Here is a 26,407-nt window from a genome sequence, read left to right as displayed (position 1 = left end):
CCGACCTCAAACGAATGTCGGGGCAGTCTTTCACGGCCAAAGGCCCGGCAGTTTACCTAGCCCAGCCCGCAGGGCTGGGTTGAATGTGCGAGCGATCCATGTAGGGCCGAAGGTCCGGTCGTTTGCTAGTGACGTGAACAAACGGCCGGACCGTTGGTCCTACCCAGTAACGTGCCATCGATCACCCAGCCCTTCGGACTGGGCTAGGCAAACGGATGGGCCGTTGGCCCGAAAACCGCAATGACTTCCGCTCGATTCGCCGAACGGCGTGGTACCAAACTTGCGCAACCCGAAGTCGCCGCAACTCCAACTTTTTAGCAGGCCAGGCTAACGCCCATCGGCCAATGGTTGTCATTCGGTATACGACTAAATCAATCCCGCTAACTCGGTACGGCTAGTTCAATCAACAACCCGCAAGGGATGGATTCATTGCTCTTGCTGTTCGGCGACCGGCTCACCGGTGCCCAGTTGAGCGAGCACTTGTAGGATGCCGTTGAGGTGGGCCATTCGTGGGCCGAAGCGGTCGATGAACTCGTTGAGCATGTATTCGCCTTCGACGAGATGTTCGGCGGAATCGTCGATCTCGTCGGTGATCGATTGAAGAAACTCCGTTTGAACTTCGCTGAGCTTTTCAGCCGCCCGGCGACATGCTCGCGATAAGGCGGGATTGGCGTCTTTCCACTGCTGCAGTTCCCCCGCCCGCTGTTTGTGAATGGCCGCGTTTTGCTGCACGAGTTCGCCCAGCAGTTTGGTTTGTTTCTGCTGGGTGACGACCAATTGTCGTAACAGAGTCACGGTCATTTCTTCCAAGGAAGCCACCGGAGTGGGGTCGTTCTTGGCGGACACGTCGATCCGAAACATGGGCGAAACTGGGTTGTCTTCCAGGGACATATTGAAAACTTCCTGAGCTCGTCGAGGATGAGAACTGGTCGAAAAACGTGGTCGATGTTGGGCGTTCGGCACGAGTATAACCACGACCAAAAAGGATTGTCGACCAATTTGTCGTTTTCGTTTGGCGTGGCGTGAAATGCGAAGCTTTGGCCTCGCGATTTGCGGTTTCAGGAGGATTTGCGGGCGTGACGGCGGCCGGTATGTCGTTTGCGTTTGTCTCGACGACTCGTTGTCTCGACGAATCACTGTCTCATGATTTCGCAGACAACTATCCGCCCTACGTTTTGGAGCCTTCTGATGTCGATTTCTCAACCGAGCACCCGCCACGATCCGAATAGCCAAGCGTGGAAGGGGTTTCAAACCCGCTCCATGCCCGAGGTCGATCCGTGGATCGAAACGCTGGGACGTTTGGGTCATTTCGCCAAAGGTTTGGTGTACTTCATCATCGGGGTTTTGGCGTTCAAATTGGCGATCGGGGCGGGCGGGGAGATTTCTGGTTCGCGAGATGCGATTCGAGAGATCGGGCAACAGTCCTACGGACGCATTCTTTTAGGTTTGACCACGATCGGTCTGTTCGGCTACACCGTTTGGCGATGGGTTCAGGCAGTCAAAGACACCGAAGGGGCTGGCCACGACATCAAGGGAATGGTCAAGCGAACGGGCTACTTCGTCAGTGGTGCCGCTTATCTCGCGCTCGGAGTGTTCGCAGGTTCGTTGGCGTTAGGTTTAGGCACCTCCGGCGAAGGAGGTTCGGGCAACGGTCTCAATCGCGTTTTACTGGAATCGACATGGGGCCGAGTGTTGCTCGGTGTCGCCGGACTGATCACCGTCGCCGTCGCCGTGTACTTTGTTTACAAAGCATACCGTGCGAAGTTCATGTCGAATTACAACCTCGCCGAGATGAGCGAAACGACTCGAAAGTTAGCGCTGCGTGTCGGCAGGATCGGATTAAGCACACGCGCGATTGCGTTCGCCATCATCGGCGGGTTCATTGGAACTTCGGCTTATCAAGGAACGGCCGATGGCGAGATCGCAGGCATGAGTGACGCCTTGGCCGCCATCGCGGCCCAAAGTTATGGAAAAGTCATGATCGGCATCGTGGGTTTCGGATTGATGTGCTACGCCCTCCACATGGCACTACTAGGTTGGTTCCGTCAATTCAATGTGAGCGGCAAATGAGTTCGCCGCTGAGGATGTTTGGCCCAAGTTTCTACTGCGATCAACGCACGTAGCAGCATCTCTTCGAGACGTTGAGTGTTGCAAGTCTCGAAGAGACTCGCCTGCGTGAGTTATCGCCGCATTCGTTATTTTAAGGCAATTCATAAATGCCCGACGCGCGACGGCGTATTGATTCAATCGTAACCCGATGCGTCAGCGAGGGATTGAACACTACTCATTCTCTTTTAAGTATCCCTCGCTCACGAATTTTGAAGTTGCGATTTTGCCCGTGGCATTGGTTTTTCGTAACCCGATGCGTAAGCGAGGGATGAGTCAATATCAACGATTCCTCACTAACTCAGCTCTTTATACCCCACATCTTTTTCGACCCCCACGAGCTCGTCTCGTGGGTGAATAAGGTTTGCAAGCTAGACACCGACGCCCTCCCAGTCCACCGAGTTTCACTTGTGCTCGCCGCTTGAAGCGGCGAGCACAAGTGAAACTCGGTGGACTGGGCAAATTGCGGATTGTGTCTAGCTTGCCAACCTCGGCTTCCTGCCAGACGAGCTGGCAGGGGAGCAATCCATGCGGACTTGTGGGGTATAAAGAGCTTACGCGTCGGGTTACGAAATCAGGAAGTTATTTCCGAACAGTTTTTTAGTATCGATAGATGGCTGCTATCTTGGACTTGGTTCCGGGAACACGTTCGCTCTCGCAACGATAGACCTTGCCGCCTTGTGCAATCGTTGCCACGACCGCCGTATTGGTTTGCTCACACGCGATATCGCAGATCAACAAGGTATCGACTTTACCGGTTTGAGCCGCAGCGACGATATCTTCGATTCTTTGGGATGCTTGGCTACCGGCCATTGCGGTTCCCAAACGCTCATTCAACGAATTGTGGTCGGTTTGAAGTTGGGATGCGATGGCTTTGTGTGCGGCCTGATGCAACTCGGTTTCACTCATGCTCGAAGGACTACCGTCGACGTGGGCATCGACGTTCGTTTGAGTGGTCGCGTTGAAATGGCCGGTGACCTCCTGGGTTGCGACAATGACCAATGGCATACCGGTATTGTAGATCGCGCCGCTCACTTGATCGCCGACGATGCTGAGGTACTGATCCCGATCTGCTTCGATTTTGTCTTCGCCCTCGCCTTGGCCGTGGAACATGCCGATCGAGGCTCCGCCGGTATTGCCCAGCGTTCGATGGCTCGTGTTTTGTAAAGATTCCTCAGGATCGCGCGGTAGTACGAGGTCGTCAAATCCCGCCGGAAGTCGCTGCGTTTCCACTATCGTCATCGAGTCACCCTCGCATCGATAGAGAGTCGCGCGATCCCAAGACAAGGCAAGCGTGAAGTATCGTCCTTGTGAATTCGTCTCTTGAATCAGCGGCGAGACGAGGAAGTGATCGCCGACATGGACCATCTCGTCGATATTGCGATTGAGTCGAAGACAACGGACATCGTCGTTGGCGAGATAAATCGCTAACCCGTGTCCTTGATGCTGCCAGAACGCTTCGTCGCGAATAAACCTCTGAAGCGAGTCGAGCACCGATGCGTCATGGCCTTTCTCGTTGAGTAATGAAGCAGCCTTCTTGACTAGGTTCTTGAGTCGAATGGGATCTTGTTTGGTTTCGGAGCCTTTGATGTGCGTCGGCATGAGGATCGAAACGCAAGGCTGTCCCTCGACTTGCACCAGTTTGGCGAGATCGTCTTGGTGAAGGGTTTGAAAGTCGGTTTCATTGGCGGTCGAAGACATCAACGGCTCCTTTTTGGGGGAATGACATGATCACTTCATTGGTAACGAATGATGGATGTGCGTTCCAAAGCCGCAAATGCAATGCCGTATCGAATTTGTTCCGTTACAGATTGATGACATCCCGTGAGGGATGACAGCGATTGGCCGGGGGTATTCGCTGCGCTCAAACCACCGGCTAATGGCTTGAATCGGTTCGGGATGGCAACTTGAGCAAACCGAAATGGCTGTAACGCCAAATTATTGTGGACCAACATTTGCGGCGGGTTGGTTTCGTTGTTTTGGTAACTCGAAGCGTGAGTTTTGAAGTTGCGATTTTGCCTGTGGCATTGGTTTTTCGTAACTCGCTGCGTAAGCGAGGGATGAGTCAACATCAATGATCCCTCGCTTACCGGGCTGTTGATTTAGTCCTCATCGAAACCCGAAGCGTGAGCGAGGGATAAATACAAAGGACTTAATGGCGATGAATCCCTCGCTTACGCAGCGGGTTACGATTCAATCAGCACGCCGGTGAGCGAGGGATGAGTCAACATCAATGATCCCTCGCTTACCGGGCTGTTGATTTAGTCCTCATCGAAACCCGAAGCGTGAGCGAGGGATAAATACAAACGACTTAATGGCGATGAATCCCTCGCTTACGCTGCGGGTTACGATTCAATCAACACGCCGTTAAGCGAGGGATGAGTCAATATCAATGATCCCTCGCTTACAGGGCTGTTGATTTAGTCCTCATCGAAACCCGAAGCGTGAGCGAGGGATAAATACAAAGGACTTAATGGCGATGAATCCCTCGCTTACGCTGCGGGTTACGATTCAATCAGCACGCCGTTAAGCGAGGGATGAGTCAATATCAATGATCCCTCGCTTACCGGGCTGTTGATTTAGTCCTCATCGAAACCCGAAGCGTGAGCGAGGGATAAATACAAAGGACTTAATGGCGATGAATCCCTCGCTTACGCTTCGGGTTACGATTCAATCAACACGCCGGTGAGCGAGGGATGAGTCAATGTCGATGATCCCTCGCTTACGCTGCGGGTTGCCATTCAATCAACACGTTGCTAACGCCGTCGGCTCACTCGATCTGTTCAGGTTCATCTGATGGGCTTGTTGGGTGGTATCTCGCGCGAGCGGTATTCGATTTGCAACCTTCGAAAGTCAAACGTTGCGTCTCTTGAAGCTTATGCTCCCGCTCACTCTCACTTCCTAGGATGAATCATGCCATTTCATTTCCGACCCGAACGTTCGAAGCCGCCGCTGATGGGTCGTTTCACTCACGGATTGTTGATCCTCTTGAGTCTCGGCCTTCTTTCGTGGCCAGCGTGGAAGGCATCCGCACAGGACCTCGATGCGAATCCCCGGAGGGCTTCAACTCTGGAGACTTCAAACCGGGCAGGTTCTTCTGAGGCACCTTCGGGGAAGGCATCGGCGATTAGTGACTGGGGGTTATCGGGAGCGGTTTGGAGCGAAGCGAGCCTGGTGAGGAAACTTGCCGTCGAGACGGTACGCACGAATCCTGGTCTGCCGCCCGAACATCTGGAACAACTTCGGCTGATCGCTGAAACCTCAGGCGATTTGATCGAGTCGATGGAGGAATTTGGATGGCGACGGATTCGACAAAAGGCCGAAATGGGGGGCGAAACGCCACTGTCGCAGACCGATGTTCCCGACCCGGTCGCGGTCGGAGCCGAGTTGGCTGAATCTCTCGGGGCCCAGCCCGAACCGCCCGCAATTCCGCCGCCGGCGCGTCCGGGAGAACTTGCCGAAGCCGATCCGGTGATGAGTCGACTCGATACGGAAACGCCCGTCGGATCCGACGATCCGGGGCTGGATGACGAGCGAACCGAAAATCGGTTGAAGATCGAGATTGACCAATACCGCGTCGACGATCACATCGACGAAACGCCGATGGAACGTCGCAACATCGCTGACGCTCGCGAGGACGGTGTGGAACGAGCGATCGCGGCAGCGAGTGATCGCGGCATTGCCGGTCCGGTCGGCGGTCACATCAGCTATCGCGAATCCCAAACCCGGTCGGCCACGCTTCCCTACTCGAAAGACTCGATCTATGACGCCGATGATTACGATCCCGATGCCGATTACGACGTCGAGCAACCTTTGACAGCTAGGAATCTCGAGAACGAAGCGGCTGAAATTCCGAATCGTGAAGATGACGTCTCGCCGCTCGATCCGGCGGTGGTCGCAACGGGCGAAGACGAACTACTCGCCGCGATGAAACGTGGCGGCACCGCAGAAATGGAACGCCGTCGAATCGGTGCAACACTTTCGGTCGGCGATGATGCGGCATCACCCGCCGTGCCTTCAACCGCTGTGCCATCACCCGTCGTACCGGACCCGGTTCCGCTGACGCGTTACAACCCCGAATCGCCCAAACTGGCCGCCGACGCCAACTGGGTTCAGTTCCACCTAGACCTCAATCAAAATCGCTGGTACGAAGCGAAGAAAGCAGGTCTGAATTTGTTCGCGGTTCGCCAAGCGATGCGTCGCTTGCTGGCGACGATCAACACGGTCAAGGCGGCAACGGACAGCCCTCGGCTGGTCGCTTTGTTGGAGTAAACGGCGAAGGAGAACGCCCTTATTCGGGACCGTTCAAGCCATCTGGATTGGCAGTGCCCGGATTCGACCCATCCAGCTTGATCGGTTCGGCAGCGGTCAGCAATTCATCACGCTGGATTCGAAGTTCACGGTAGGTGTTTTCGGGAATCACGTAGTACCAATCGGCGAATCGAGCGTTGAGGTCGCGAACACGTCGCTGCGCCGCATTGAGACGATCTTTACGCTCGTCCAACTTGCGGGTGTTTTCCTTCAGGATTTTCTCTTGCTCGGCTTCGAGACGCTCCTGCTTTTCATCATCGCTCAATTCGGCGAACGATAGTTCCTCTTCAGCCCCATCCTTCTTCTTCGCCGCATTTTCCATCGCAGCGGGCTCGCCGGATTCGGTATCTGATTTAACTTCGGCTGCGTCGTTTTCAGCCGGCGTTTCATCCGCCGGCTTGTCATCGCCGGCGTCTCCGTCGTCGGCGCCCTGGCCTTCGCCGGTTGCTTCGCCGCTGCCGCTGACTTCGACTTCTTCGACGGCGGCCGGTTTCTCTTTCGTTTCAGGTTTGGTGTCCTGCTCTTTAGCAGAATCCGATTTCTTATCGGCAGGTTCTTTTACTTCGGCAGGCTTGTCAGTATCCGCTTTGGCACTTTCATCCGTTTTGGGCTCGTCCGTCTTCGCGTCCGATTCTGTTTTCATTTCTTCGGCAGCAGTTTCGGACTTCTTGTCTTGATTGGCATCGGTGGAGTCGGCCGGTTTTTCGGCCTCCTTCATCTCAGGTTGTGACTCGGGGCTTTCCTTGGCGGGTTCGTCTTTGGGTTGAGGTTTTGCCTCGACTCCTAACATCGCGGCGAGTTCCTCGATCGTTTGCGGAACGGGAGCCAGCTCCGGTGCAGGGAACTGTTCTTCGTCGACCCGCGTGGTGACGAGAAGGTATCGGTTCACTCCGGTTCCGGACTCGCTTTCACCTTCCGCTTCGTCGGCGCTCTTATCGTCGTCCTCGGTAAGACCGGACACGTTTCCGAATCGCAGCACATACTGCACTCCGTCGTTGACCGAGACGTTCAGTTCACCATTGGCGGAAAGAACTTCAAACTCGCCGCCGTCCCCGGTGGATACGGGAAAGAATCCACGAGAAGCGAGCGAGCTGACGGCTTCGTTGTCAGAGATCAGATCCTTGTCGGCGCGCAGGTTGTCGCTCATGCCTTCGGGTTTGCGGACAACATCGACGATTTTTAAATCGTCCAAGGCATTCTTGATGTCGTTGAGTTTTTCGGTGTTGAGAGTTTGGGTCGGTTCGACGTCCACGACCTTGGGATCGGCCAAGGGATTGTCGGCGGGATACTCGAGCAGTTTCCCGAGACTCCAGTTCGATCCATCTGCTTTGATCTCGGCGGTGTAATTCCGTGTCAACGCGATCCCACGCTGGGTCATCGATGCGGCATAATCCTTGATCGTCATTTTGCTGATGTCAATACTGCTGAGTTGCAACAGGTCTTCTTCGATCCAATCCTGGAATCGCGTCGAAAGTGCCGCCTCTTCGAGCTTCACGACATAGACCGGGTCTTGGCCCGGTTTGCGAACATAGATCTTGCCTTCCTCGTCTTTGACAGGGTTTCCGATGATCAACGAAGCCAAATCCTTTTGGGCTTCGTCACGGAACGTCACCAAACGCCCCACGCCGACATCGCCGACTTCCAAGGCTTCGAGTTTGGGCTCGACGACGCCGAGCGCCTCGTGGTCTTCCGCGTTGCGGGTTTGAACGTCAAGGATTTGTAAACCGACCAATGCGTTGGCGGCATCCTTCATCTGCTCGACCGCGTCGGCGGGATAGCCTTTGCGAGACGGAATGGTCCAAACGCCGGTGTCCCGGTCGCGTCGGACTTCGAACGTATCGACTTGCCCCTGTTCTTCGTCGAACGTCACCATCTTCAAACTCGCGGCCGCGAGCGGGTCCTTGAAGTTTTCAAACAACGGTTTGCCGGGCGTGACTGACGTTTCGAGTCGCTCTGCGTTGGGCCAAGATAAAAACAATCCGACCGCCAGCGTGAGCAGGCCCACGATGCAAAACAGTCCAGTTTTTTGTCCTTCGTTCACGTTCGTCTCGGTTCTAGTAGTGTTGGATGTTGGTCAGCGGCATGGGCCGAATCGTATCAGCCGATTACGGCTGACAGGTTGGAATTATTTCAAGCGAGCTTTGCTGATGTTTTCGCGTTCACGCAATCGACGCAGCGCGAAAACGGCGACACCTACCAGTAGCGGTGGGATGCAGGGCAAGGCAACGGCGAGCGTCTTGACTTGGTTTTGGATCGCGGTGACGTCTTGGTCGGCTTTGCGTCGGACATCCCGGATCTTTTGATCCCGTTCGCGTTCCATTCTTTCACGACGAACCGCAAGGGTACGCTGTTGGTTTTCTTGCTTGATTTGAAACGCGGTTAGTTTCTCTTGCAAAACGCTTTGCGGGACTTCGCCGTCGGCTTGATCTTCCCGCAATTGTTCGACTTCTTCGCGGAGCGATTGAAGTTCCGTGTCGATCTTTTCCTGGGCTTCCCGGATCGCTTCGTCGAATTGAGTTTGGAATTCACGACTTCGGAAACGAACTTCGCTCGTTGCTACTTCCTTGGTCGAATCGATCAGCTTCAAACTGGCGAAGATCGGCTCATGGTTACGAACATTGATGAAGCTTGTGTCACCGGTCAACCAATCGATCGTGTTCAATGCGAAGGTGACGTTTTGGAACTGGAATCGCATGTCCGAAATCTGATCAGGATCGGCCCGGATTAACAAAAACTCAGGCAAGATGATGTCCGTGTCGGCAACATAGACGACTTTGATACCGCCTGAAGTACCGGATGGTTCTTCCGAATCTTTACTTTCGGGCGAGTCGCCTGCCGATTGCGCGCCGGGACCTTCGATTGCCATCGCGACTGGAACGCGAGGGTTCACGCCTTGGATTTCGCGGGCCAGTGACGTTCCGCCGCTGAGGATTTGTTGAACGGTTTGCGCATCGATCAAACCAGATTTGGGGCCGGTTTGAAGTAGCGGTGTGTGGGTGAGTTTGCCGTCTTTCTTGGCGTAGACACCTCCGGCGAGGATGGCCAGGACTTGGCGTAGACCGGAGGTGATTTCGTTTTCGTCGCTCAGGGCTTCGCCTTCTTGAACGCCACCGGCCGCTTCGTCGATGAACAGCCACAACTCGTTGGCGGCTTCGAGATTCGGATACGGGTTGTGTTGTTGCCAGACGAGTTCGGGATTGAACATGCCTTGCATGGCTGCCGATCCTGGAACGTTCAACTCCAACTCGTTCCACAGACGGCGAATATCACCTTTGGGTTGAGGACCGCCGCCGCCCATGCCCATGAACCCACCGGGGGCTTGCTTGGGAGCTCCGGTCGCGGTGATGTAGGAGGCGCCGACCGGTTGCGGGTCTTCGAAAATCGCCGTCGGGATGCCGGCCTGGATTGCCGAAACCAAGCGGTCGAATGCTTGCGGATCGAGCGAAGAGGGTTGCACGGCGATCAAGGCGTCGTACATGTCTGGTGAAACCGGAGCGGTCAAATCGACTTCCTCGACTTCGTATTGCTTGGAAAGCTCATCGATCAACGGGTGCTTCTCGACACGTTGCATTTGCATCCCGTTCATGACCATGCCGCCCATCAAGCGAGCGTCGGTCGCAACGATGCCCAATCGCTTGCGGTTGCCGCTGGCGACGGTGTTGATCGAACGGACCAATTCGTACTCGACTGGAATTCCGTATTCGAAGATCGGCACGGTGACTTTCTCGAGTCCAGAGCGGAACGCGGCACCGAGAATCAACTGCTTTTGCGTGTAGGCACCTTTTTCGCGGAACATACGCGTGACCGGTTCGATGCCGAATCGCTCGGCGGCAAGTGCCGCATCTTCGCTGAACAATTCGATGCCGTCATATAAGTTGACTTCGATCGTGCGATTCCGCTTGGCCGCTTCGGCGCGGAACTCTTTGAGCAAGTTGACCAGTTCGTAACGAGTCTTGGCGTACAGCTCGGGAACCTCGTTGCTGATGAACGCGTCGATCACGATCGGACGATCGTCATCGAGGTTGCGGATCAATTGCTTGGTCGCGTCCGCGAGCGAGCTGACCTGGCCTTCGGTCATATCGGTTCGCAACACATCGCGGCTGCGGAACATCATGACCGCACCGATGGTAAAGACGACCAACGCGACGACACGGGCAACATAGTGCCAAGCCATCTGGTTTCCGTCTTTGCCGCCGGTCCAGTGGCGACGTCCGATCAAGACCATGCAAGCGTAAAGAGCGACAGCGGCGACGAGAATAAAATAGATCACTGACGAACTGCTGATGACCCCGCGACCGAAGTCATCGAAGGGACGAGCGATGCCGCTACCTTGAACCCATTCGGCGAAGCGTTTGGAGGGGCTAACCGCATCGGCTAGCGAAGCGAAAGCGAGCGGTGCGTTGAACAACGCACCGAGGATGAAACCGACGGTCAGGTTTCCGGTCAAGAACGAAGCGATCATGCCGATCGCGATCATCGTCAGACCGACGAACCAATAGCCCAAGTAAGTCGTGAAGATCAGACCGACGTCAAGTGCGCCTTCGGTGAGGATCGCCAGCGTCGTGAACGTGCTGATTTGGCTGAACAGCAATGACGCGGTGAAAATCGCTGCGGCGGACATGTACTTGCCGATCACGATGTCGAAGTCATCCGCAGGCAGCGTCAGCAGCAGTTCGTCGGTGCCTTGTCGCTTTTCCTCGGCCCAGATACTCATCGTGATCGCGGGGATGAACACCAGCATGATCAGCGGGAACCAGTAATTGAGCTGGTCGAGCGTCGCCAGATTCGAATTGAAGAACTCGTACGGCCAAAACGCCGCCACCGAGGTCAAGAACACGAAGATACACAGGAAGACGTAACCGGTCGGATTGCTGAAATAGCCGACGAAGTTTCGCTTCATCACCGCAAAGGCGGCGCGTTTCGTACCGGCGAGCAGCGAAACGACCGCGAGTAAAATCAGCAGGAAGACTGCGTCGTAAGCGAGGACCGTGAGGAGGGCCATCGAGACGTTATTGAGCGCCATGTTTGTGTGACAAATTCGGAAAGGAGCACCATCGCCAAGATGGTGGACGGACGGAAAGAAAACGACCTAGTCGAACTTGTGGCCGGTCAATTGATGGAAGGCTTCGTCGAGATCACCTTGGCCGGTCGTGCGAAGACCTTCGACGTCACCGTCGTAGACCTTGCGGCCTTCGTTGATCAAGATCACGCGATCGGCCATCGCTTCGACCTCTTGAAGGATGTGCGTCGACAGCAAGATCGTTTTCGTCTCGCTGAGCTTTCGCATGGTTTTACGCACGCCGCGGATCTGGTTCGGGTCCAAACCGGCGGTGGGCTCGTCGAGGATCAAGACATCCGGTTCGTGCAACAACGCTTGGCTCATGCCGACACGTTGCTTGAAACCCTTGGACAGTTTGCTGATCGGTTTATAGACGACGCTGGACAGGTCACAAATGTCGATGACCTTTTCGATTTGGTTCTTTTTGTTTTTGGTCGACAGCCCGCGGGCATCGGCGAAGAATTCGAGCATTCCCAGCGGTGTCATCTCGGGATACAGCGGGCCGTTTTCGGGCAGGTAGCCCAATCGACGACTGCCCGCGATCCGGTCATCCATCATGTTGTGCCCAGCGATCCGCGCATGTCCTTCGCTCGGGGCGATGTAGCCGGTGAGCATCTTCATCGTGGTGCTCTTGCCCGCTCCGTTGGGACCCAGGAAAGCGACCAATTCACCTTTCTTGACGGTGAACGAAACATCTCGGGCGGCGGCGAACGGACCGTAGAACTTACTCAACCCGACCGCTTCGATCATCGTGTCGGCGAGGTCTCGTGAAGGTTTAGGGGGTGCAGCGGAGGTGGAATTCGCGACCGGATCGGATGGGCCTGTAGCATGATCGCCAGAGGTTGAGGTCATCTAGTCGTTATCCGAAGAGTGAGGAAGAAGGATTTTGGAAACGCCTACGGGTGACGAACCGAGATGGTTCGAAAAAACTTGTGATGGGAACTGCAGCGAGTGGTCTGTTGATTGAATCGTAACCCGACGCGTCAGCGAGGGATGAGTCAATATCAATTATCCCTCGCTTACCGGGCTGTTGATCTAATCCGAATCGAAACCCGAAGCCTGAGCGAGGGATACCTACAAAGGAATTAATGGCGATCAATCCCTCGCTGACGCTTCGGGTTACGATTCAATCAACACGCCGCTAAGGGAGGGATGAGTCGATATCGATGATCCCTCGCTTACTCGATAATCCCTCGCTTACGCTTCGGGTTACGATGTAATGAACAGCCCGCTAGACCGCCGACACGTTTTCGGACAGACGCACGATCGGCCCAGGACCGGCCAACCCGGAACCGGCCAACCTGCGACCGGCCGTGGCACGGCACGCATTCAGCTCGGCCGACTACTTGAGCCCTTCGCGAGCGATGACGACTTCCGCACCGGGGGTCATTCGGCGGAGTTTGCGTGCCGCTTCGGCTTTCTCGATCGTTCCGGCGTGGGCTCGCTTGACAAGTTGAGCGGTTTTCTTACGGCGTGCTCGCAGGCGGCGAATTTCTCGCTGTCGTTCGGTTCCGGCCATGTTGGATGGGCCTTTCGTGGGGGCAAAAGTGAGTGGAAAAATTGTCTGGGAACCCAGGATTATCTCGCCACAACGTCTCAGTGGAAGGGGGCTGGAAGAATCTTGCATTCGACGGACTTGGAACACAAACACCTGTGACTGAAAGACGCATCGAATGGAGCGTCTTTTCGGTTCGTGCGGCTTTTGTCGGCAAGGGTGAATCGAACCCCTCGGTAATTCGTCGGTTTTCGCTTGAGTTTTCTCAATGGGTTGTTTTTGCGGTGTAAATAAATTCAGCACGCCATCGGCTGCGGCTTTCAACGGGAGCCACTGCGCCGATTGCTTTCCACAACCGCACTTCGCACGACCAACCTTCGCACGAAATAAGAAATATCGGGGCCATCACAATGGACGATTCAGAACTGCTAGTCGAATTCGTGGAAGAAGCACGCGAACATCTCGGCGACATCGAAATTCAATTGCTTCAGATCGAGGCCATGGGCGCGGACATCGACGCGAACCTGGTTAATACGGTTTTTCGAGCGATCCACTCGGTCAAAGGGGCCGCTGGGTTTCTTGGACTGAGCCAAATCAACGCGGTCTCACACCGACTCGAAGATGTCTTGAACCGAATTCGAGATCGCGTGCTGATTCCGGATCCGTTCAATGTCGACGTGATGCTCAAAGCCGCCGACCGACTCAAGACAATGATCGAGTCGATCGAAACGAGCAACGAGACCGACAACTCCGCGATCTGCCAGAAACTCGACGAAATTCTCACCGGGCAGATTGGGGGCGTCTCGCACGCTGGCGAAGCGGAGGCGGAAACTGAACCTGCGGCTGAAGCCGAATCGAAACCACGTCGACGCAAGACCAAGCGGGCCGACGTCGCCGCCAAGGCTGCCGCTGAAGTGGATTCCGAGTCGTCAACGAAGAACAAACCGACCCGCCGGTCTGGCTCGGCCGCCCAACCGAACACTCCATCGCCCAAGAGCCGAAGTCGCAAGCGGGCAGCCACCTCGGATGTCTCCGTCGCCGCTCGTGCCAGCGAGACGCTCGATGTGATCACCGACAACATGGCCGATGTCGAGAAGCCGGCCCCCGCACCGGTCGCGCCATTAGCGACCAAACCCCCGGCCGTCGCGGAATCCGCTGCTGCTGATTCCAAACCGGCCGACAAGATGGCCTCCGACCCGACGATTCGCGTCGGTGTTCGCGTGCTCGATCGCTTGATGAATCTGGCCGGCGAATTGGTATTGGGCCGAAACCAGTTGGTTCAGGCCGTCAACGCTCAGTCGTCTTCTCGCAATGCCGACCAACGACGCAACGACTCGAAAGTCGCACGCAATTCGATGGACGTGAGCAGCAAACTCGACTCGATTGCGGCGAACTTGGATCAGGTCACGACCGAGTTGCAAGAAGCGATCATGCAGACTCGCATGCAACCGATCGGCAACGTGTTCAACAAGTTCCCGCGAGTTATCCGCGACCTGTCGGCTTCGCTTGGAAAACAGATCACGCTTCGCACCGAAGGCAACGAAGTCGAAACCGACAAAACGATCATCGAAGCGATCGCCGATCCGTTGACGCACTTGGTTCGCAACTCTTGCGATCACGGTGTTGAAACGCCAGATGTTCGTGTTGCCGCTGGCAAACCGGCCAATGGTACGGTGGTGTTGAAGGCCTACCATCAAGCCGGCAAGGTGATGATCGAAATCGTCGACGACGGCGCGGGCATCAATCCTGAAAAACTAAAAGCCAAGGCGCTCGAGAAGGGCATCATTGATGCTCAAACGGCGGCAAAGATGAGCGACCGGGAAGCGGTCAACTTGATCTTCGCCCCGGGCTTCTCAACCGCCGCAGCGATCACGGCCGTTTCGGGCCGTGGTGTCGGCATGGACGTTGTTCGTACGAACATCGAAAAGATCGGCGGTAGCGTGGAGGTTCACTCGACGCTCGGAAAAGGATCGACGGTTCACATCACGTTGCCACTGACGCTTGCGATCGTGCCCTCGATGATCGTCTCGGTCGGCGGTCGACCTTACGCACTGCCCCAGAGTGGTATTGTGGAACTCGTTCAAACCGACGGCAAAGAAAAATGCATTCAAACCGCTAGCAGCGCGGAAGTGTTGCGTCTGCGTGGTCAACTATTGCCATTGATCCGAATGAACGACATTTTGTCTTGCAGCGATTCGGTTGTTTCGGCGGACCGGCCCGACCCGAATGATTGTCAACTTGTTGTATTCGAAAGTGGACGCCATCGATTTGCTTTGGCCGTCGATCGTGTTCTCGATAGTGAAGAGATCGTTGTCAAGCCGCTCGGACGTCATCTTTCGAACCTTCCTTTGATGGCCGGTTCGACGATCCTGGGTGATGGTCGCGTTGCGTTGATCCTTGATGCCGCCGGTATCGCCGCTCGCATCTCCTTGAGAAAAGACAGCGAACCGGATGCACCGGACGAACTCGAAACTCAAGCCGTCTCGGTGGACCGTCAACGCTTGGTCCTGTTGTCGACGTCCGCTCACGATCGATTCGCCGTTTCGATGGATATCGTCAGCCGCATCGAACGCGTCGACGTCAACAAGATCGAGAAAATTGGCAACGAAAAACTTCTGCAGTATCGCGGAACCACGTTACCGCTGCTGTCGATCGACGATGTCGCCACCGTCACGGAAATGGAGACGACCGATCACGTCTATGTCGTTGTGTTCCGTGTTTACGGGCACGAGGTCGGCTTGATCGCTCCCCATCTGCATGATATCCGCGACTGCGACCTTTCCGCGGGCGTTCAAAATAGTACCGAACGAGGCGTGGCCGGCATCGCCGTCATTGACAACTTGTCGACGCGATTGTTGGACCTCTATGGCATGACCGAGATCGTCCGACCGGACTGGTTCGAACGCCCCGAAGAGGTTCCTTCCTCTGGTCCGGCACGGTTACTGGTGTGTGAAGACAGCGCATTCTTTCGAACCTTCTTGATCAAAACGCTTAAAGAGGTCGGTCACCAAGTTACCGCCTGTATCGACGGCGAACTCGGTTGGACCGAACTGGATCAGCATCCCCACGACTACGACTTGTTGTTGACCGATGTCGAGATGCCCAATCTGGACGGATTCGAACTGACCCGCCGCGTCCGAGCGGACAGCCGTTTCAAACGGTTGCCCATCATTGCCTTGACCAGCTTGGCCGACGATGAATCGAACCGAATTGGCCGGGCAGCCGGGGTTTCCGACTACCAGGTCAAGATGAACAAGCCCGACCTGTTGGCAAGCATTCATCAGTTGGTCGGCCACGCTCGCTGCCAGAAAAAATCCCCATCATCATCTGAAAAACTCGCACTGGAGGCCCACGCATGAGCACTGCAGCACCAACCAAATCGAACGAACCACAAACCGGACAATTCAACTCGATCGGCGATACCAATGTGCATATCAGTGTTGACCAAATCCAGCTAGTCACCTTCCGAGTCGGCAAGGTGCAGTTGGGAATCAACATCGACTATGTCCAAGAAATCAATCGATTGATGGAATACACGCCGGTGCCCGAAGCATCACCGCATATCCACGGAGTGGTCAACCTACGTGGTGAAGTGGTTACGGTCTTGGACGCGCACCGAATTTTTGATCTGCCCAAACCCGAAACCATGACCACGGGCCGGAACCTGATCCTGAAAATCGACGGTGAACGCCTCGGCGTTTTGGTCGATGAGGTTTCCGACATCCTGACGATCCGGCGCGACGAACTCGCGACACGTCCTTCCAACGTACGTGAAGTCGACCGGCGCTTCATCGAATCGGTTTTCCTGCGTGAAAATGACGTCGTCGTCGTGGTTGATCCACAAGGCTTCCTCGCCGCAATCGACGAATTCAGTCTTTGATTGAGCGTCAATGCTCGCCCATTTGCCTGAATGAATCCAACTCCCAATCTGCCCCACCATTCCTATTGCCTTTAGGCATCTTAACATGCGTATCCGCACCCGACTCGTTGCCGCGTTCTTGGCATGCGGTTTAATTCCGATGTTCTTGAGTTCGTTGGTGAACCTATACAACGGTAGTAACGGTAGCAACCGAATTAGTGACCAAGCCTCCGACGATCTTAGTGAATCGACGAAGCACCAACTCGTCGCGGCGAGGGACTTGAAGTCCGCCGAGGTCGGTGATTTCTTCAAGCAAATCGAAAGCCAAGTTACCACATTAAGCGCATCACCGGCGATCATCGATGCCGTGCAATGCTTCAAAGAGGGCGCTAGCAGTATCGTCGCAGAGCGTTCCCTCGACGCAGAAATGATTGCGAACATGCGTCGCGAGCTGAATGATTACTACGTCAATCAATTTGGTAGCAAGTATGAGAACGACAATAACGGCAAAGCATCGGCGGCGGCTAGCCGCTTGGCAGCCATTGACGACGCGGCCGTCGCGCTCCAGCACGCCTACATTTTTGAAAATCAAAATGAGCTGGGCAACAAGCATCAACTTGATTTCGCCGATCATCAAACCACCTACGATCGGACCCACCAAAAATACCATCCATTCCTGCGGAGCTTTCTGGAGGAGTTCGGCTATTACGACATCTTCCTAATCGATGACAAAACCGGCGACGTCGTTTATAGCGTCTTCAAGGAGCTTGACTACGCAACCGACCTTCGAACCGGACCCTATTCGAAATCGAACTTTGCCAAGGCGTTCGTCAAAGCGGCTTCGGTCGCGTCACCCTCGGAAGCCGTGCTGGTCGATTTCGAACCGTACTACCCCTCGTATGAAGCGCCCGCGTCATTCATCGCATCGCCGATCTACAAAGGAACCGAGCGTGTCGGCGTGTTGGTCTTTCAAATGCCGATCGATCGCATCGCTGACTTGGTGGCTCGCGATATCGGCATCGGAAAAACATGCGAAACCTTGCTCGTCTCCGCTGAGGGACAGGTGTTGTGCAACACGGGAAACCAAGAGGCGCATCAGGCCGCCAAAGAGCAAGGCAAGTTTGACGCCAATACCGAGGCCGCCAAGAAAGCCCACGCCGGTCAAAACGGCGTGATCGAAGGGACCAACTACGCGGGCATCGAAGTGGTCTCCGCATACTCTCCGATCAATCTTCTGGGATTGAACTGGGCCATCGTGACCGAGGTTTCGCGTGACGAAGCTTTCGCGGGAGTCGCCGACCTGGTTGCCTTGGGTAACTCGGTACAGTCGTCGATTTTCTGGACCGGACTTGGACTGTTCGTCCTGGCATCGATCGCCATCGGCGCGGTGTCCTATTGGATCGCCGGCACGATCGTCAGACCCATCACAGCCACCGTCGACATGCTACGAGACATCTCCGAAGGCGAAGGGGATTTAACCCGCCGCCTGGACGAACAACAAGCCGGGGAACTCGGTGAACTTTCGGTCTACTTCAACCGATTTGCGGGTCGGATTCACGATATCGTTAAGTCGATCACCGGCAATGTTACGACGTTGTCATCGGCCAGCAACCAGTTGTCCACGACGGCCAATAATCTCGCCAACGGCACCGAGCAAACCAAGAACCAGTCCTCGACAGTGAGCAGCGCCGCCGAGGAACTGAGCATCAACATGGAAAACATGTCTCGCAACACGGCGAACATGACTTCGAGCATGTCGAGTGTTTCCCAGGCCGTGGAAGAAATGAAACAGACGATCGCCGAGATCGCCAAGAACGCCGAGCAGTCCGCTCAGGTTGCCGCCGATGCGTCGATTTCGGCTGAAATCAGCAACACGAAGATCAGCAACATGGGCACGGCCGCCAATGAGATCGGTCGTGTGATCGAGGTGATCCAAGATATCGCCGAACAGACGAATCTGCTCGCCTTGAACGCGACGATCGAAGCCGCACGTGCCGGTGAAGCCGGAAAGGGATTCGCCGTCGTCGCGACCGAGGTGAAGCAACTGGCCAAGCAAACCGCCGGAGCGACCGACGACATTCGAACCCGGATCCAAGCGATGCAAGAGAGCACCAACGAAGCGGTCGCGTCGATCGGCGAGATCAGCCAAGTGATCGCTCGTGTGAACGAACTCAGTCGCATGATCGCCACCGCCGTGGAAGAACAATCGATCACGACCGGCCAAATCTCTGAGCACGTCAACGAAACGTCCAGCTTGGCCAAAAACGTTGCGATGAGCGTCAGTGAATCGGCAACCGCAAGTCGAGAAATCACGGAAAACATTTCGATGGTCGATTCGGTGCTTCAAGAAACCGCTTGCGGAATCGATCAAAGTCGCGACAGCGGCGAGGAACTGCATCGTTTGGCGATGGAAATGTCCGCCTTGGTGGCACAGTTCCGCACCGACGAATCAGCAAAATCTAAAATGGTCACTTTTTGATCGACCTGAATAGAGAAAAGCATTTGATTTAGTTCGTTTCACGTCAAGCCGTAGGCGGCCGGTCATTCTCCCGGATTCACTGACGCCTACGGCTTGCCGAACCAGGGCAACACTCCGTTGCCAACCGACCGATTCTTGATCACCACTCTTACAATTGCACAGGGCACAAGGCAATGACGCTCCGAACCATCGTCGTCGACGATTCCATCATCTTTCGCAAAGTCATGCGAGACGCACTGAGCGCTATACCAGGCGTCGAGGTCGTCGACATCGCACGAGACGGCAGTTCGGCGGTCGACAAGATCGTGGCCGCGAAACCGGATCTCGTCACTCTTGACATCGAGATGCCGGGCCTCAACGGCTTGGAAGTTCTTGAAGAACTTGATCTTCGGGGCATCCAAACCAACGTGATCGTGGTCAGTGCCCACACAAGCCGTGGGGCGGAAGTCACAACGCAAGCCCTATCAATGGGTGCGTTGGATTTTATCCTCAAGCCAGATAACGACAACGCCGGCGCCAACCTTGCCCAATTGAAGTCGGAACTGGCCCGGCTACTGAAGATGGTCAAGGCACAGCCGCAGTTATCGATGGTAAGTTCAAGCCCAGCGAAGAGTGAAACCCTCTCTGCGCCAATAGTCGCACGCGCCCCAGTAAGAACTACCAAGACGACTTCAGTGCCGCGCCCTGTTGAATGCAATCTTGAGAACCTGAAGACGCCGAAATTCCCTCACCTCTGCCACGCGATCTTCATCGGAATTTCTACCGGAGGGCCTAAGGCACTCGCATCGGTGATTCCAAAACTGCCGGCAACTTTCACGATTCCGATCGTGATCGTCCAGCACATGCCGCCATTGTTTACCGCGACGATGGCCAAGAGCCTTGACAATACCAGCGCCCTCAATGTAGTGGAGGCAACCCATGGAATGCCCTTGGCCGGGGGTGGCGTTTACATTGCACCCGGTGGAAAACAACTGGGTGTCAAAGCCGATGCGCGAGGCAATGTGATTGCCGTGGTCACCGACGACCCGCCGATCAAAAGTTGTAAACCTAGCGTCGACTACATGATGTCCTCCGTTCCCTCGAGTATCGCCAGGAACAGCTTGGCGGTCATCATGACGGGGATGGGAGACGATGGACGTGATGGCGTGAGCTATCTACGCCAGAACGGATGCACCGTCTGGGCTCAGTCGGCCGAGAGCTGCACCGTTTACGGGATGCCTCGCCAAATCATTGAGAACGGCCTCGCTGATTTTGCTTTCGATCTCGACGATCTACCCAACCTGCTCAGTCAACTTGCATACCGCGCCGGCGGATACTGTCCGGTACCACCAATCCCGAGTACGACGGCACCAATGATGGCAACCAATTAGCGGGCTGTTCATTCAGTGAGCCGACGGGCGTTAGCCCCGGTTGGCGTGCCGTTAACCGCCGCTAACGCGGTACGGCTAATTAAGTTAACGAGTCGGTGAGCGAAGAAAGCTAACCGACAAGATTCAAGTCCTTTCAATTTGTTTCAATCGAGCCCTACCAGGCCGCATTCATGACTACCGCCACTACCCTTTCGACTCCTACCTTCGCGATCCCGACCCAGACCGCAGCGCCAGCGGCACCTGCTGGACTTGTGTTCCAACCGGAGGCCTGCGAGCGATTGTGTCGTTTGCTGAAAGATTGGTGCGGCGTCAAGATCGAATCGTCCAAGAGTTATTTGATTCAAGGACGATTGCGAGCACTGATGACAACCGAAGGGATTGCCGACTTGACCGCGCTTTTGGATCGAGCCGAACGTCCCGGCGGGACTCGTTTGCGTGACCAGATCGTTGACATGATGACGACGCACGAGACATTGTTCTTTCGCGACACTCATCCGTTCGAAGTGATGATCACAAAGATCCTACCACCGATGTTGGCCGATCCAACTCGCACCGCTCCGATTCAGATCCACTGCGCCGCGTGCAGCAGTGGCCAAGAGCCTTACAGCATCGCGATGATGTTGCAGGAACGACTATCAGCGTCGTCGTACTCCCGTATCCGGATTGCCGCGACGGATATTTCGACCGGCACGATCGCTCAAGCTCGCAAAGGCGAGTTCATGGACCATGAACTGCGCCGGGGCCTGACGACCGCCCAACGTGAGCGATTCTTTGAACCGATCAACGGCACCGCCGGATCGAACGATTCGCGGCTCATCAATTCGATCCGTAGCATGGTGCGATTCGATGTGATGAATTTGACTTCGCCGAACAGCGTCGCGACCGTCGCGGGACAAGTCGATATTCTGTTATGCCGAAACGTATTGATTTATTTCGACACCGAAACTTGTCAACGTGTGATGCGTGCACTCGCCTCCGTCATCCGGCCGGGCGGGTTGTTGTTGCTCGGCGCCAGCGAGATGCTTCGCGACAGCGAAGGCATGTTCCAAACCGAAGTCATCGGGACGACGCGTTTTCAACGCCGAGTTCCCGCTTCCACCACTGCAAGTACTCTCGGTCGCTGAGCCCAGGGTCTAAGCCGCGCCGACGCATCGCGTTTTCATAGGCCGCCCATTTTTCGGCCTTCACGGCGGCAAGGTCTACGGTCTCGCTCTCATCGAACTCACCCTTGTCGCCGGTTCGCTTAATCCAATCGTCGAGCTGTGCTCGTAGCGCGATCAGCGTTGCATGATACGATGGTTCGGTGGCGAGATTTACCATCTCGTTCGGGTCCGTGCGGAGGTCATACAGTTCCTCCTCCGGTCGAGTCGATGACATCAACAGCGTGTCCCAACGACCTTGTTGGTGCATGACCTTCATGAGCGTTTCGACCGGGTACCCCAATTTCTTGTAGCCGCTGTGTTGAAGATACGGCAGGTCCGGACGGAAGTTGCGGATGTACTTAAAGTCCCGAGTTCGTACGCTGCGGATGCGATCGATCGCATCCCCACAACGGTCACGCGCGGCGAACAAATGGTCGTGTCCAGGCCATTGAAGGTTTAACAAATCCTGCCCCGGCGATTGCGGAATTTCCGATCCGACCGCCGCGAGTGTCGTGGGCATCAAATCAAGCAGTGAGACCAAGCGATCGTCCACCGCGCCGGCGGTAACGTGGCCGGGCCAACGAACCAGTAAAGGCACATGCAAACCCCCGTCGTAAAGCCACTGTTTGCCCCGAACGTGCGGTCGACCGTGATCGCCAAAGAAAAAGACGATCGTGTTGTGGGCGACACCTTCCGCGTCGAGCCGATCGAGCACTTCGCCGACTTTCGTATCGAGCACCTCGATGCTTGCCAAGTAGTTCCCCCAATCGGCCCGCGTGACGGGATGTTCAGGATAGTACGGAGGAATAGGGGCTTTTAAACGTGGTCGTTCATTGCGAACAAAACCGCGATGTGGCTCTTTGATCTGAACCGTGGCGAAAAAGGGTTGTGTCGGGTCGGAACGTTGCGACCAATCCGAGCCATCGAAAAAGGTACTCGGGTCGTAGACAAAATTGAAATGCGATTTTGTCAGTCGTTTCTCCGCGACGGGCGAGCCTTTGCCGTTGGTCACGAAGTAACCAGCCTGCCGCATCAAATGCGTGATTGTTTTAATCGAGTCGGGCAGCTCGCGTTTGTCACGTGTGTCGTGATGATGCCCTCCGACGGTGGTTTGATAATGCCCGGTGATGAAAGCGGTTCGAGACGGCGAACAAACCGGTGCGGTCGCGAAGGCATGCGTGAATCGTCTGCCGCCCGCAGACAGGCGATCGAGATTCGGCGTTGCCACGTCGGGGTAGCCGTAACAACCGAGTTCCGGTCCCAGATCATCGGCGATGATCCAAACGACATTCGGGCGAATCGGTGACGTCGGCTCGGCAGATTCGCAAACCCCAGCCAACCACGCAATCAACACTAACCATAACCATGCAGATCGTTTCATCATCATCAACGTGGTTTACCCCATCTCTCGTGACTTGCGTTGGGCTTTTTGCTTGGCCTTGAATCTTCGCTTGCGTTTGGCATCTTTCTCGCGGGCCTTTTCTTCCGCTTCGGCAACCGCCGCTGCCGTTTGCGCCGACTCCCAAGCCATCGTGCTAGGACTTTCGATCGTCAACGGCCCCAATCCACCGGTGCGGACCTCATTGACCAAGATTCTCGACGCCCGGTCCAAGTCGACGTGATTGTTCTTACCGAGACATCCTCGCTTGCGGCCGATCGCTTCGATCAGCTCCAACTCGGTCGGAGGCACCTCGTCCAAACCAAAGCGGTCGGCCAGTCGTTCGGCGTGATTGGCGATCAAGAACTTGGCAGCGAAGAAACCCACGTCGGCGTAATCCATCGCGGTGTCTTTGATCGAACCGAGCAAGGCGAGTCGATAACCACTGTTGGGGTTGTGAACGTTCGGCCACAACACGCCGGGCGTATCCAACAGGGTAACCGTGTCGGAAATGTTAACGCGTTGTTGTTGTTGGGTGACCGCAGGCGTGTTGCCCGTTTTGGCGATCTTGCGATTGGCTAAATGATTGATCAGTGTCGATTTGCCGACGTTTGGGATGCCGACGATCATCGCGTTGATCATTTTGCCGTCGCGACGCCCCACCATTCGTTCGATTAACAACTTGATCCGGCGAATCGTCGGCACGTCCTCCGTCGTGACGGCACAGGCGCGGACGGCTTGTTTGGACTCGAAATGTTCGATCCAGCGCTGAGTCATCGTTTCGTCGGCCATATCGGACTTGGCGAGCACTTTCAAGCACAGCTTCTCGCCGCGGAGTTCCGCCAACATCGGGTTTTCGCTGGAATACGGGATTCTCGCGTCGAGCACCTCGATCACGATGTCGACCCGCGGCAAGGTTGCCTCGATCTCCAGCCGCGCTTTGTGCATGTGGCCGGGAAACCATTGAATGGACATGATGGTGCGACAAACGAGAAAAACGGCCGGGTCAAGCGAGATCCCAGTCTAACCGACAATCGCCGGGCTGTCGAAGCTAGGAAGGCCGCCGGGGCCTGTTCTGCACAGCGACGGTTCGGCATGCTACGATGCGTCGGCTGAAACTGAATCTTTTCTCCTATTCTCGATTGGCCGCCATTGATGTCCACCGTCGAAACCATGCAAGCCGACGCCGAGGCGTTTCGCACCCGTTACGGCAACGTCAAGGAAATGATCGGACGCGTGATCGTGGGTCATTCCGAAATCGTTGACGGCGTGTTGACCGCGATGCTGTGCCGCGGCCACTGTTTGCTCGAAGGCGTGCCGGGTTTGGGTAAGACGATGTTGGTCCGCACGCTCTCGGAGGTCCTCGATCTGCAGTTCAATCGAATCCAGTTCACTCCGGATTTGATGCCGGCGGACATCTTGGGCACGAACATGATCGTTGAAGAGGAAAGTGGTCGGCGGAAGTTCGAGTTCCAACGCGGTCCCGTCTTTACGCAAATCCTTCTAGCCGACGAAATCAACCGGGCGACCCCCAAGACGCAGTCCGCGATGCTCGAAACGATGCAGGAAGGCACCGTCACCGCCGGCGGACAGCGGTTTGAATTGTCCAAGCCTTTCTTTGTTCTCGCGACGCAAAACCCGATCGAACAGGAAGGCACGTATCCTCTGCCCGAGGCTCAAATGGACCGATTCTTGTTCAAACTCGTCGTCGGATATTCGTCGCGCGAGGAACTCGGCACGATCGTCGACCGGACCACTCGCGGTGAAACGATCGCCGTCGACAAAGTCATGGACGGCGATGAAATCATGCGATGGCAACGGCTCGTTCGAGACGTCATCTTGGCTCCACATGTTCAAGACTACCTTGTCCGACTGACCATGGCGACACACCCCGACGGCCAACACAGCGTTCCGATCACCAACCAATACGTCCGCTGGGGCAGTAGCCCTCGGGGCGCTCAAACGTTGGCGTTGACCTCGAAAGTTCGGGCGTTGCTCGACGGTCGATTTAATGTTTCTTTCGAAGATCTTCGCCGAGTCTTCTTGCCCGCGATGCGGCACCGCGTCCTACTCAACTTCGAAGCCCAAGCGGAAGGCATCGACACCGATCAAGTCTTGCTCGATATCCTTGAAAAAGTGCCCGAGAAGGCCGACTAGTGCTTTGTCCAACTTTAATTTTAGGTTTAGCCGTTTTGGCGCTAGCGGTCTGTTGGTTTAGTTTGCATCGTAACCCGAAGCGTGAGCGAGGGATATATACAAAAGTTTTAATGGCGTTCAATCCCTCGCTGACGCTTCGGGTTACGATTAAATCAACACGCCGCTAGCCACGGTTCCGTCGCAAAAACCGGGGCTAGCGCTCAAACGGCTAATGTTGCGAACCCTAAAGTTGAATCTAGACAAAGCACTAGTTCGAATTTACGAACGAGACCATTTTCCTACCTGATCATCTATTTCCCGATTGACCGTCCATGGCCGCCAGCGTTCCCGTCGATTTCGACAGCCGTCTTCTCCGCCGACTCCACCGAATTCACCAACAGCGAGCCGATCTCCAAAGCCAAGCTCGCCGGGGGCCGCTGCAGCTCAAAGCCGTCGAAGCCACTGTGACGAACGCCCAAACGGAAGTGGAACGAGCCGCCGCGGTCTTGAAGAAAACCAAGATGATCGCCGATGAGAAACAATTGCAACTGCAATCTCGCGAGGCCCATCTCCGCGATCTCAATCGCAAACTCAATGCCGCCGCCAGTAACCGCGAGTTCACGCTGCTCAAAGAACAGATCGCCGCCGATGAACAGGCCAATAGTGTTCAAAGCGATGAGATCTTCGAGATCCTCGAACGACTCGACGCGCTCAACGATGAACTGGACAAGACCAAAGCTCAACTCGCCGACGTGGAAGCCGACAAGGTTCAACGTGAAGCCGAAATCCGCAAACGACAACAGCAAGTCGCGTTCGACTTGGAACGCGTCGAGATTCAACTCGAAGAAGCCGAGGCGGAAATCCCAGCCGTCGTCAAAGCAGATTACCGGAGGCTCGTCGACGCAAGAGGCGAAGAAGCCTTGGCACCGATCGAGAACGATTCATGCGGCGGATGTTCGCAAACCCTGACCACGCAAGTCGTCAGCCAAGTGATGTTGTCCAAGTTAACCTACTGCCCCAACTGCAACGCGATCCTCTACCAACAAGAAGACACAAGAATCTAAACGGCGGT

General features: G+C 55.6%; 17 protein-coding genes. 9 read left to right on the top strand and 8 right to left on the bottom strand.

The window, feature by feature from the left end; translation table 11 throughout:
• Window positions 1-426: 426 nt before the first annotated feature.
• Window positions 427-891, bottom strand: a complete 465-nt coding sequence (locus Pla100_RS13260; RefSeq protein ID WP_146578197.1) for a hypothetical protein — start codon at window positions 889-891, stop codon at window positions 427-429.
• A gap of 297 nt (window positions 892-1,188) precedes the next feature.
• Here Pla100_RS13260 and Pla100_RS13255 point away from each other — a divergent pair, with 297 nt between their 5' ends.
• Window positions 1,189-2,070, top strand: a complete 882-nt coding sequence (locus Pla100_RS13255; protein WP_231603025.1) for a DUF1206 domain-containing protein — start codon at window positions 1,189-1,191, stop codon at window positions 2,068-2,070.
• Window positions 2,071-2,706: 636 nt separating this feature from the next.
• Here the strand turns inward: Pla100_RS13255 and Pla100_RS13250 are convergent.
• Window positions 2,707-3,807, bottom strand: coding sequence for a baeRF3 domain-containing protein (locus Pla100_RS13250; protein ID WP_146578196.1), 1,101 nt, complete (start codon window positions 3,805-3,807; stop codon window positions 2,707-2,709).
• A 1,473-nt stretch (window positions 3,808-5,280) separates the two neighbouring features.
• Between Pla100_RS13250 and Pla100_RS13245 the strand changes: the two genes are divergently transcribed.
• Entirely contained in the window at window positions 5,281-6,378 is a 1,098-nt protein-coding gene (locus Pla100_RS13245; RefSeq protein WP_146578195.1) for a hypothetical protein, read from the top strand.
• A gap of 19 nt (window positions 6,379-6,397) precedes the next feature.
• Here Pla100_RS13245 and Pla100_RS13240 read toward each other — a convergent pair whose 3' ends face one another.
• From Pla100_RS13240 to Pla100_RS30750, 4 genes are all read right to left on the bottom strand, one after another.
• Window positions 6,398-8,458, bottom strand: a complete 2,061-nt coding sequence (locus Pla100_RS13240) for a DUF4340 domain-containing protein (RefSeq protein ID WP_146578194.1) — start codon at window positions 8,456-8,458, stop codon at window positions 6,398-6,400.
• Window positions 8,459-8,542: 84 nt separating this feature from the next.
• Window positions 8,543-11,440 carry a Gldg family protein gene (locus Pla100_RS13235; protein WP_146578193.1) on the bottom strand — a complete coding sequence of 966 codons (2,898 nt, stop codon included), beginning with the start codon at window positions 11,438-11,440 and terminating at the stop codon, window positions 8,543-8,545.
• A 66-nt stretch (window positions 11,441-11,506) separates the two neighbouring features.
• Entirely contained in the window at window positions 11,507-12,328 is an 822-nt protein-coding gene (locus Pla100_RS13230; RefSeq protein WP_390620603.1) for an ABC transporter ATP-binding protein, read from the bottom strand.
• Between the two features lie 490 nt (window positions 12,329-12,818).
• Window positions 12,819-12,995, bottom strand: a complete 177-nt coding sequence (locus Pla100_RS30750) for a DUF6800 family protein (protein WP_197167906.1) — start codon at window positions 12,993-12,995, stop codon at window positions 12,819-12,821.
• Window positions 12,996-13,381: 386 nt separating this feature from the next.
• On the opposite strand from Pla100_RS30750, the gene Pla100_RS13225 reads away from it, so the two are divergent.
• The 5 genes from Pla100_RS13225 (at window position 13,382) to Pla100_RS13200 (ending at window position 21,803) form a co-directional block, all read left to right on the top strand.
• A complete protein-coding gene (locus Pla100_RS13225) occupies window positions 13,382-16,330 on the top strand; it encodes a hybrid sensor histidine kinase/response regulator (RefSeq protein WP_146578192.1) in 2,949 nt (982 codons plus the stop codon).
• On the top strand, window positions 16,327-16,851 hold the full coding sequence (locus Pla100_RS13220; RefSeq protein WP_146578191.1) for a chemotaxis protein CheW: 525 nt from the start codon (window positions 16,327-16,329) through the stop codon (window positions 16,849-16,851). Before Pla100_RS13225 ends, Pla100_RS13220 begins: the two co-directional genes overlap by 4 nt.
• 85 nt (window positions 16,852-16,936) lie before the next feature.
• Window positions 16,937-19,309, top strand: a complete 2,373-nt coding sequence (locus Pla100_RS13215; RefSeq protein ID WP_146578190.1) for a methyl-accepting chemotaxis protein — start codon at window positions 16,937-16,939, stop codon at window positions 19,307-19,309.
• Between the two features lie 173 nt (window positions 19,310-19,482).
• Window positions 19,483-20,679, top strand: coding sequence for a chemotaxis-specific protein-glutamate methyltransferase CheB (cheB, locus tag Pla100_RS13210; RefSeq protein ID WP_146578189.1), 1,197 nt, complete (start codon window positions 19,483-19,485; stop codon window positions 20,677-20,679).
• Between the two features lie 170 nt (window positions 20,680-20,849).
• Window positions 20,850-21,803, top strand: coding sequence for a CheR family methyltransferase (locus Pla100_RS13200; RefSeq protein ID WP_146578187.1), 954 nt, complete (start codon window positions 20,850-20,852; stop codon window positions 21,801-21,803).
• Here the strand turns inward: Pla100_RS13200 and Pla100_RS13195 are convergent.
• Both Pla100_RS13195 and ylqF read right to left on the bottom strand, forming a co-directional pair.
• Window positions 21,736-23,208 (bottom strand): sulfatase family protein, encoded by a 1,473-nt coding sequence (locus tag Pla100_RS13195; protein ID WP_146578186.1) that lies wholly within the window; start codon window positions 23,206-23,208, stop codon window positions 21,736-21,738. The two genes, Pla100_RS13200 and Pla100_RS13195, sit on opposite strands and share 68 nt — an antisense overlap.
• A gap of 9 nt (window positions 23,209-23,217) precedes the next feature.
• Complete coding sequence (gene ylqF / locus Pla100_RS13190) at window positions 23,218-24,174, bottom strand: ribosome biogenesis GTPase YlqF (protein ID WP_146578185.1); 957 nt, start codon at window positions 24,172-24,174, stop codon at window positions 23,218-23,220.
• Window positions 24,175-24,354: 180 nt separating this feature from the next.
• On the opposite strand from ylqF, the gene Pla100_RS13185 reads away from it, so the two are divergent.
• The gene (locus Pla100_RS13185) at window positions 24,355-25,356 is read left to right on the top strand and encodes an AAA family ATPase (RefSeq protein WP_146578184.1); all 1,002 of its coding nucleotides are present in this window, start codon (window positions 24,355-24,357) and stop codon (window positions 25,354-25,356) included.
• A 311-nt stretch (window positions 25,357-25,667) separates the two neighbouring features.
• Entirely contained in the window at window positions 25,668-26,399 is a 732-nt protein-coding gene (locus Pla100_RS13180; protein WP_146578183.1) for a zinc ribbon domain-containing protein, read from the top strand.
• The last annotated feature ends 8 nt before the right edge of the window (window positions 26,400-26,407 follow it).

It is taken from the genome of Neorhodopirellula pilleata (assembly GCF_007859915.1).
GTDB classification, from domain to species: Bacteria; Planctomycetota; Planctomycetia; order Pirellulales; family Pirellulaceae; genus Rhodopirellula; species Rhodopirellula pilleata.
Note: the sequence above shows the minus strand (reverse complement) of the source record. Positions and strands in the feature narration are given on the sequence as shown.

Bases quoted from the DNA above. Each gene is read 5' to 3' on its own strand.
- Pla100_RS13260 (WP_146578197.1), bottom strand. From the start codon at position 891: ATGTCCCTGGAAGACAACCCAGTTTCGCCCATGTTTCGGATCGACGTG.
- Pla100_RS13255 (WP_231603025.1), top strand. From the start codon at position 1,189: ATGTCGATTTCTCAACCGAGCACCCGCCACGATCCGAATAGCCAAGCG.
- Pla100_RS13250 (WP_146578196.1), bottom strand. From the start codon at position 3,807: ATGTCTTCGACCGCCAATGAAACCGACTTTCAAACCCTTCACCAAGAC.
- Pla100_RS13235 (WP_146578193.1), bottom strand. From the start codon at position 11,440: ATGGCGCTCAATAACGTCTCGATGGCCCTCCTCACGGTCCTCGCTTAC.
- Pla100_RS13230 (WP_390620603.1), bottom strand. From the start codon at position 12,328: ATGACCTCAACCTCTGGCGATCATGCTACAGGCCCATCCGATCCGGTC.
- Pla100_RS30750 (WP_197167906.1), bottom strand. From the start codon at position 12,995: ATGGCCGGAACCGAACGACAGCGAGAAATTCGCCGCCTGCGAGCACGC.
- Pla100_RS13225 (WP_146578192.1), top strand. From the start codon at position 13,382: ATGGACGATTCAGAACTGCTAGTCGAATTCGTGGAAGAAGCACGCGAA.
- Pla100_RS13220 (WP_146578191.1), top strand. From the start codon at position 16,327: ATGAGCACTGCAGCACCAACCAAATCGAACGAACCACAAACCGGACAA.
- Pla100_RS13215 (WP_146578190.1), top strand. From the start codon at position 16,937: ATGCGTATCCGCACCCGACTCGTTGCCGCGTTCTTGGCATGCGGTTTA.
- cheB (WP_146578189.1), top strand. From the start codon at position 19,483: ATGACGCTCCGAACCATCGTCGTCGACGATTCCATCATCTTTCGCAAA.
- Pla100_RS13200 (WP_146578187.1), top strand. From the start codon at position 20,850: ATGACTACCGCCACTACCCTTTCGACTCCTACCTTCGCGATCCCGACC.
- Pla100_RS13195 (WP_146578186.1), bottom strand. From the start codon at position 23,208: ATGATGATGAAACGATCTGCATGGTTATGGTTAGTGTTGATTGCGTGG.
- ylqF (WP_146578185.1), bottom strand. From the start codon at position 24,174: ATGTCCATTCAATGGTTTCCCGGCCACATGCACAAAGCGCGGCTGGAG.
- Pla100_RS13185 (WP_146578184.1), top strand. From the start codon at position 24,355: ATGTCCACCGTCGAAACCATGCAAGCCGACGCCGAGGCGTTTCGCACC.
- Pla100_RS13180 (WP_146578183.1), top strand. From the start codon at position 25,668: ATGGCCGCCAGCGTTCCCGTCGATTTCGACAGCCGTCTTCTCCGCCGA.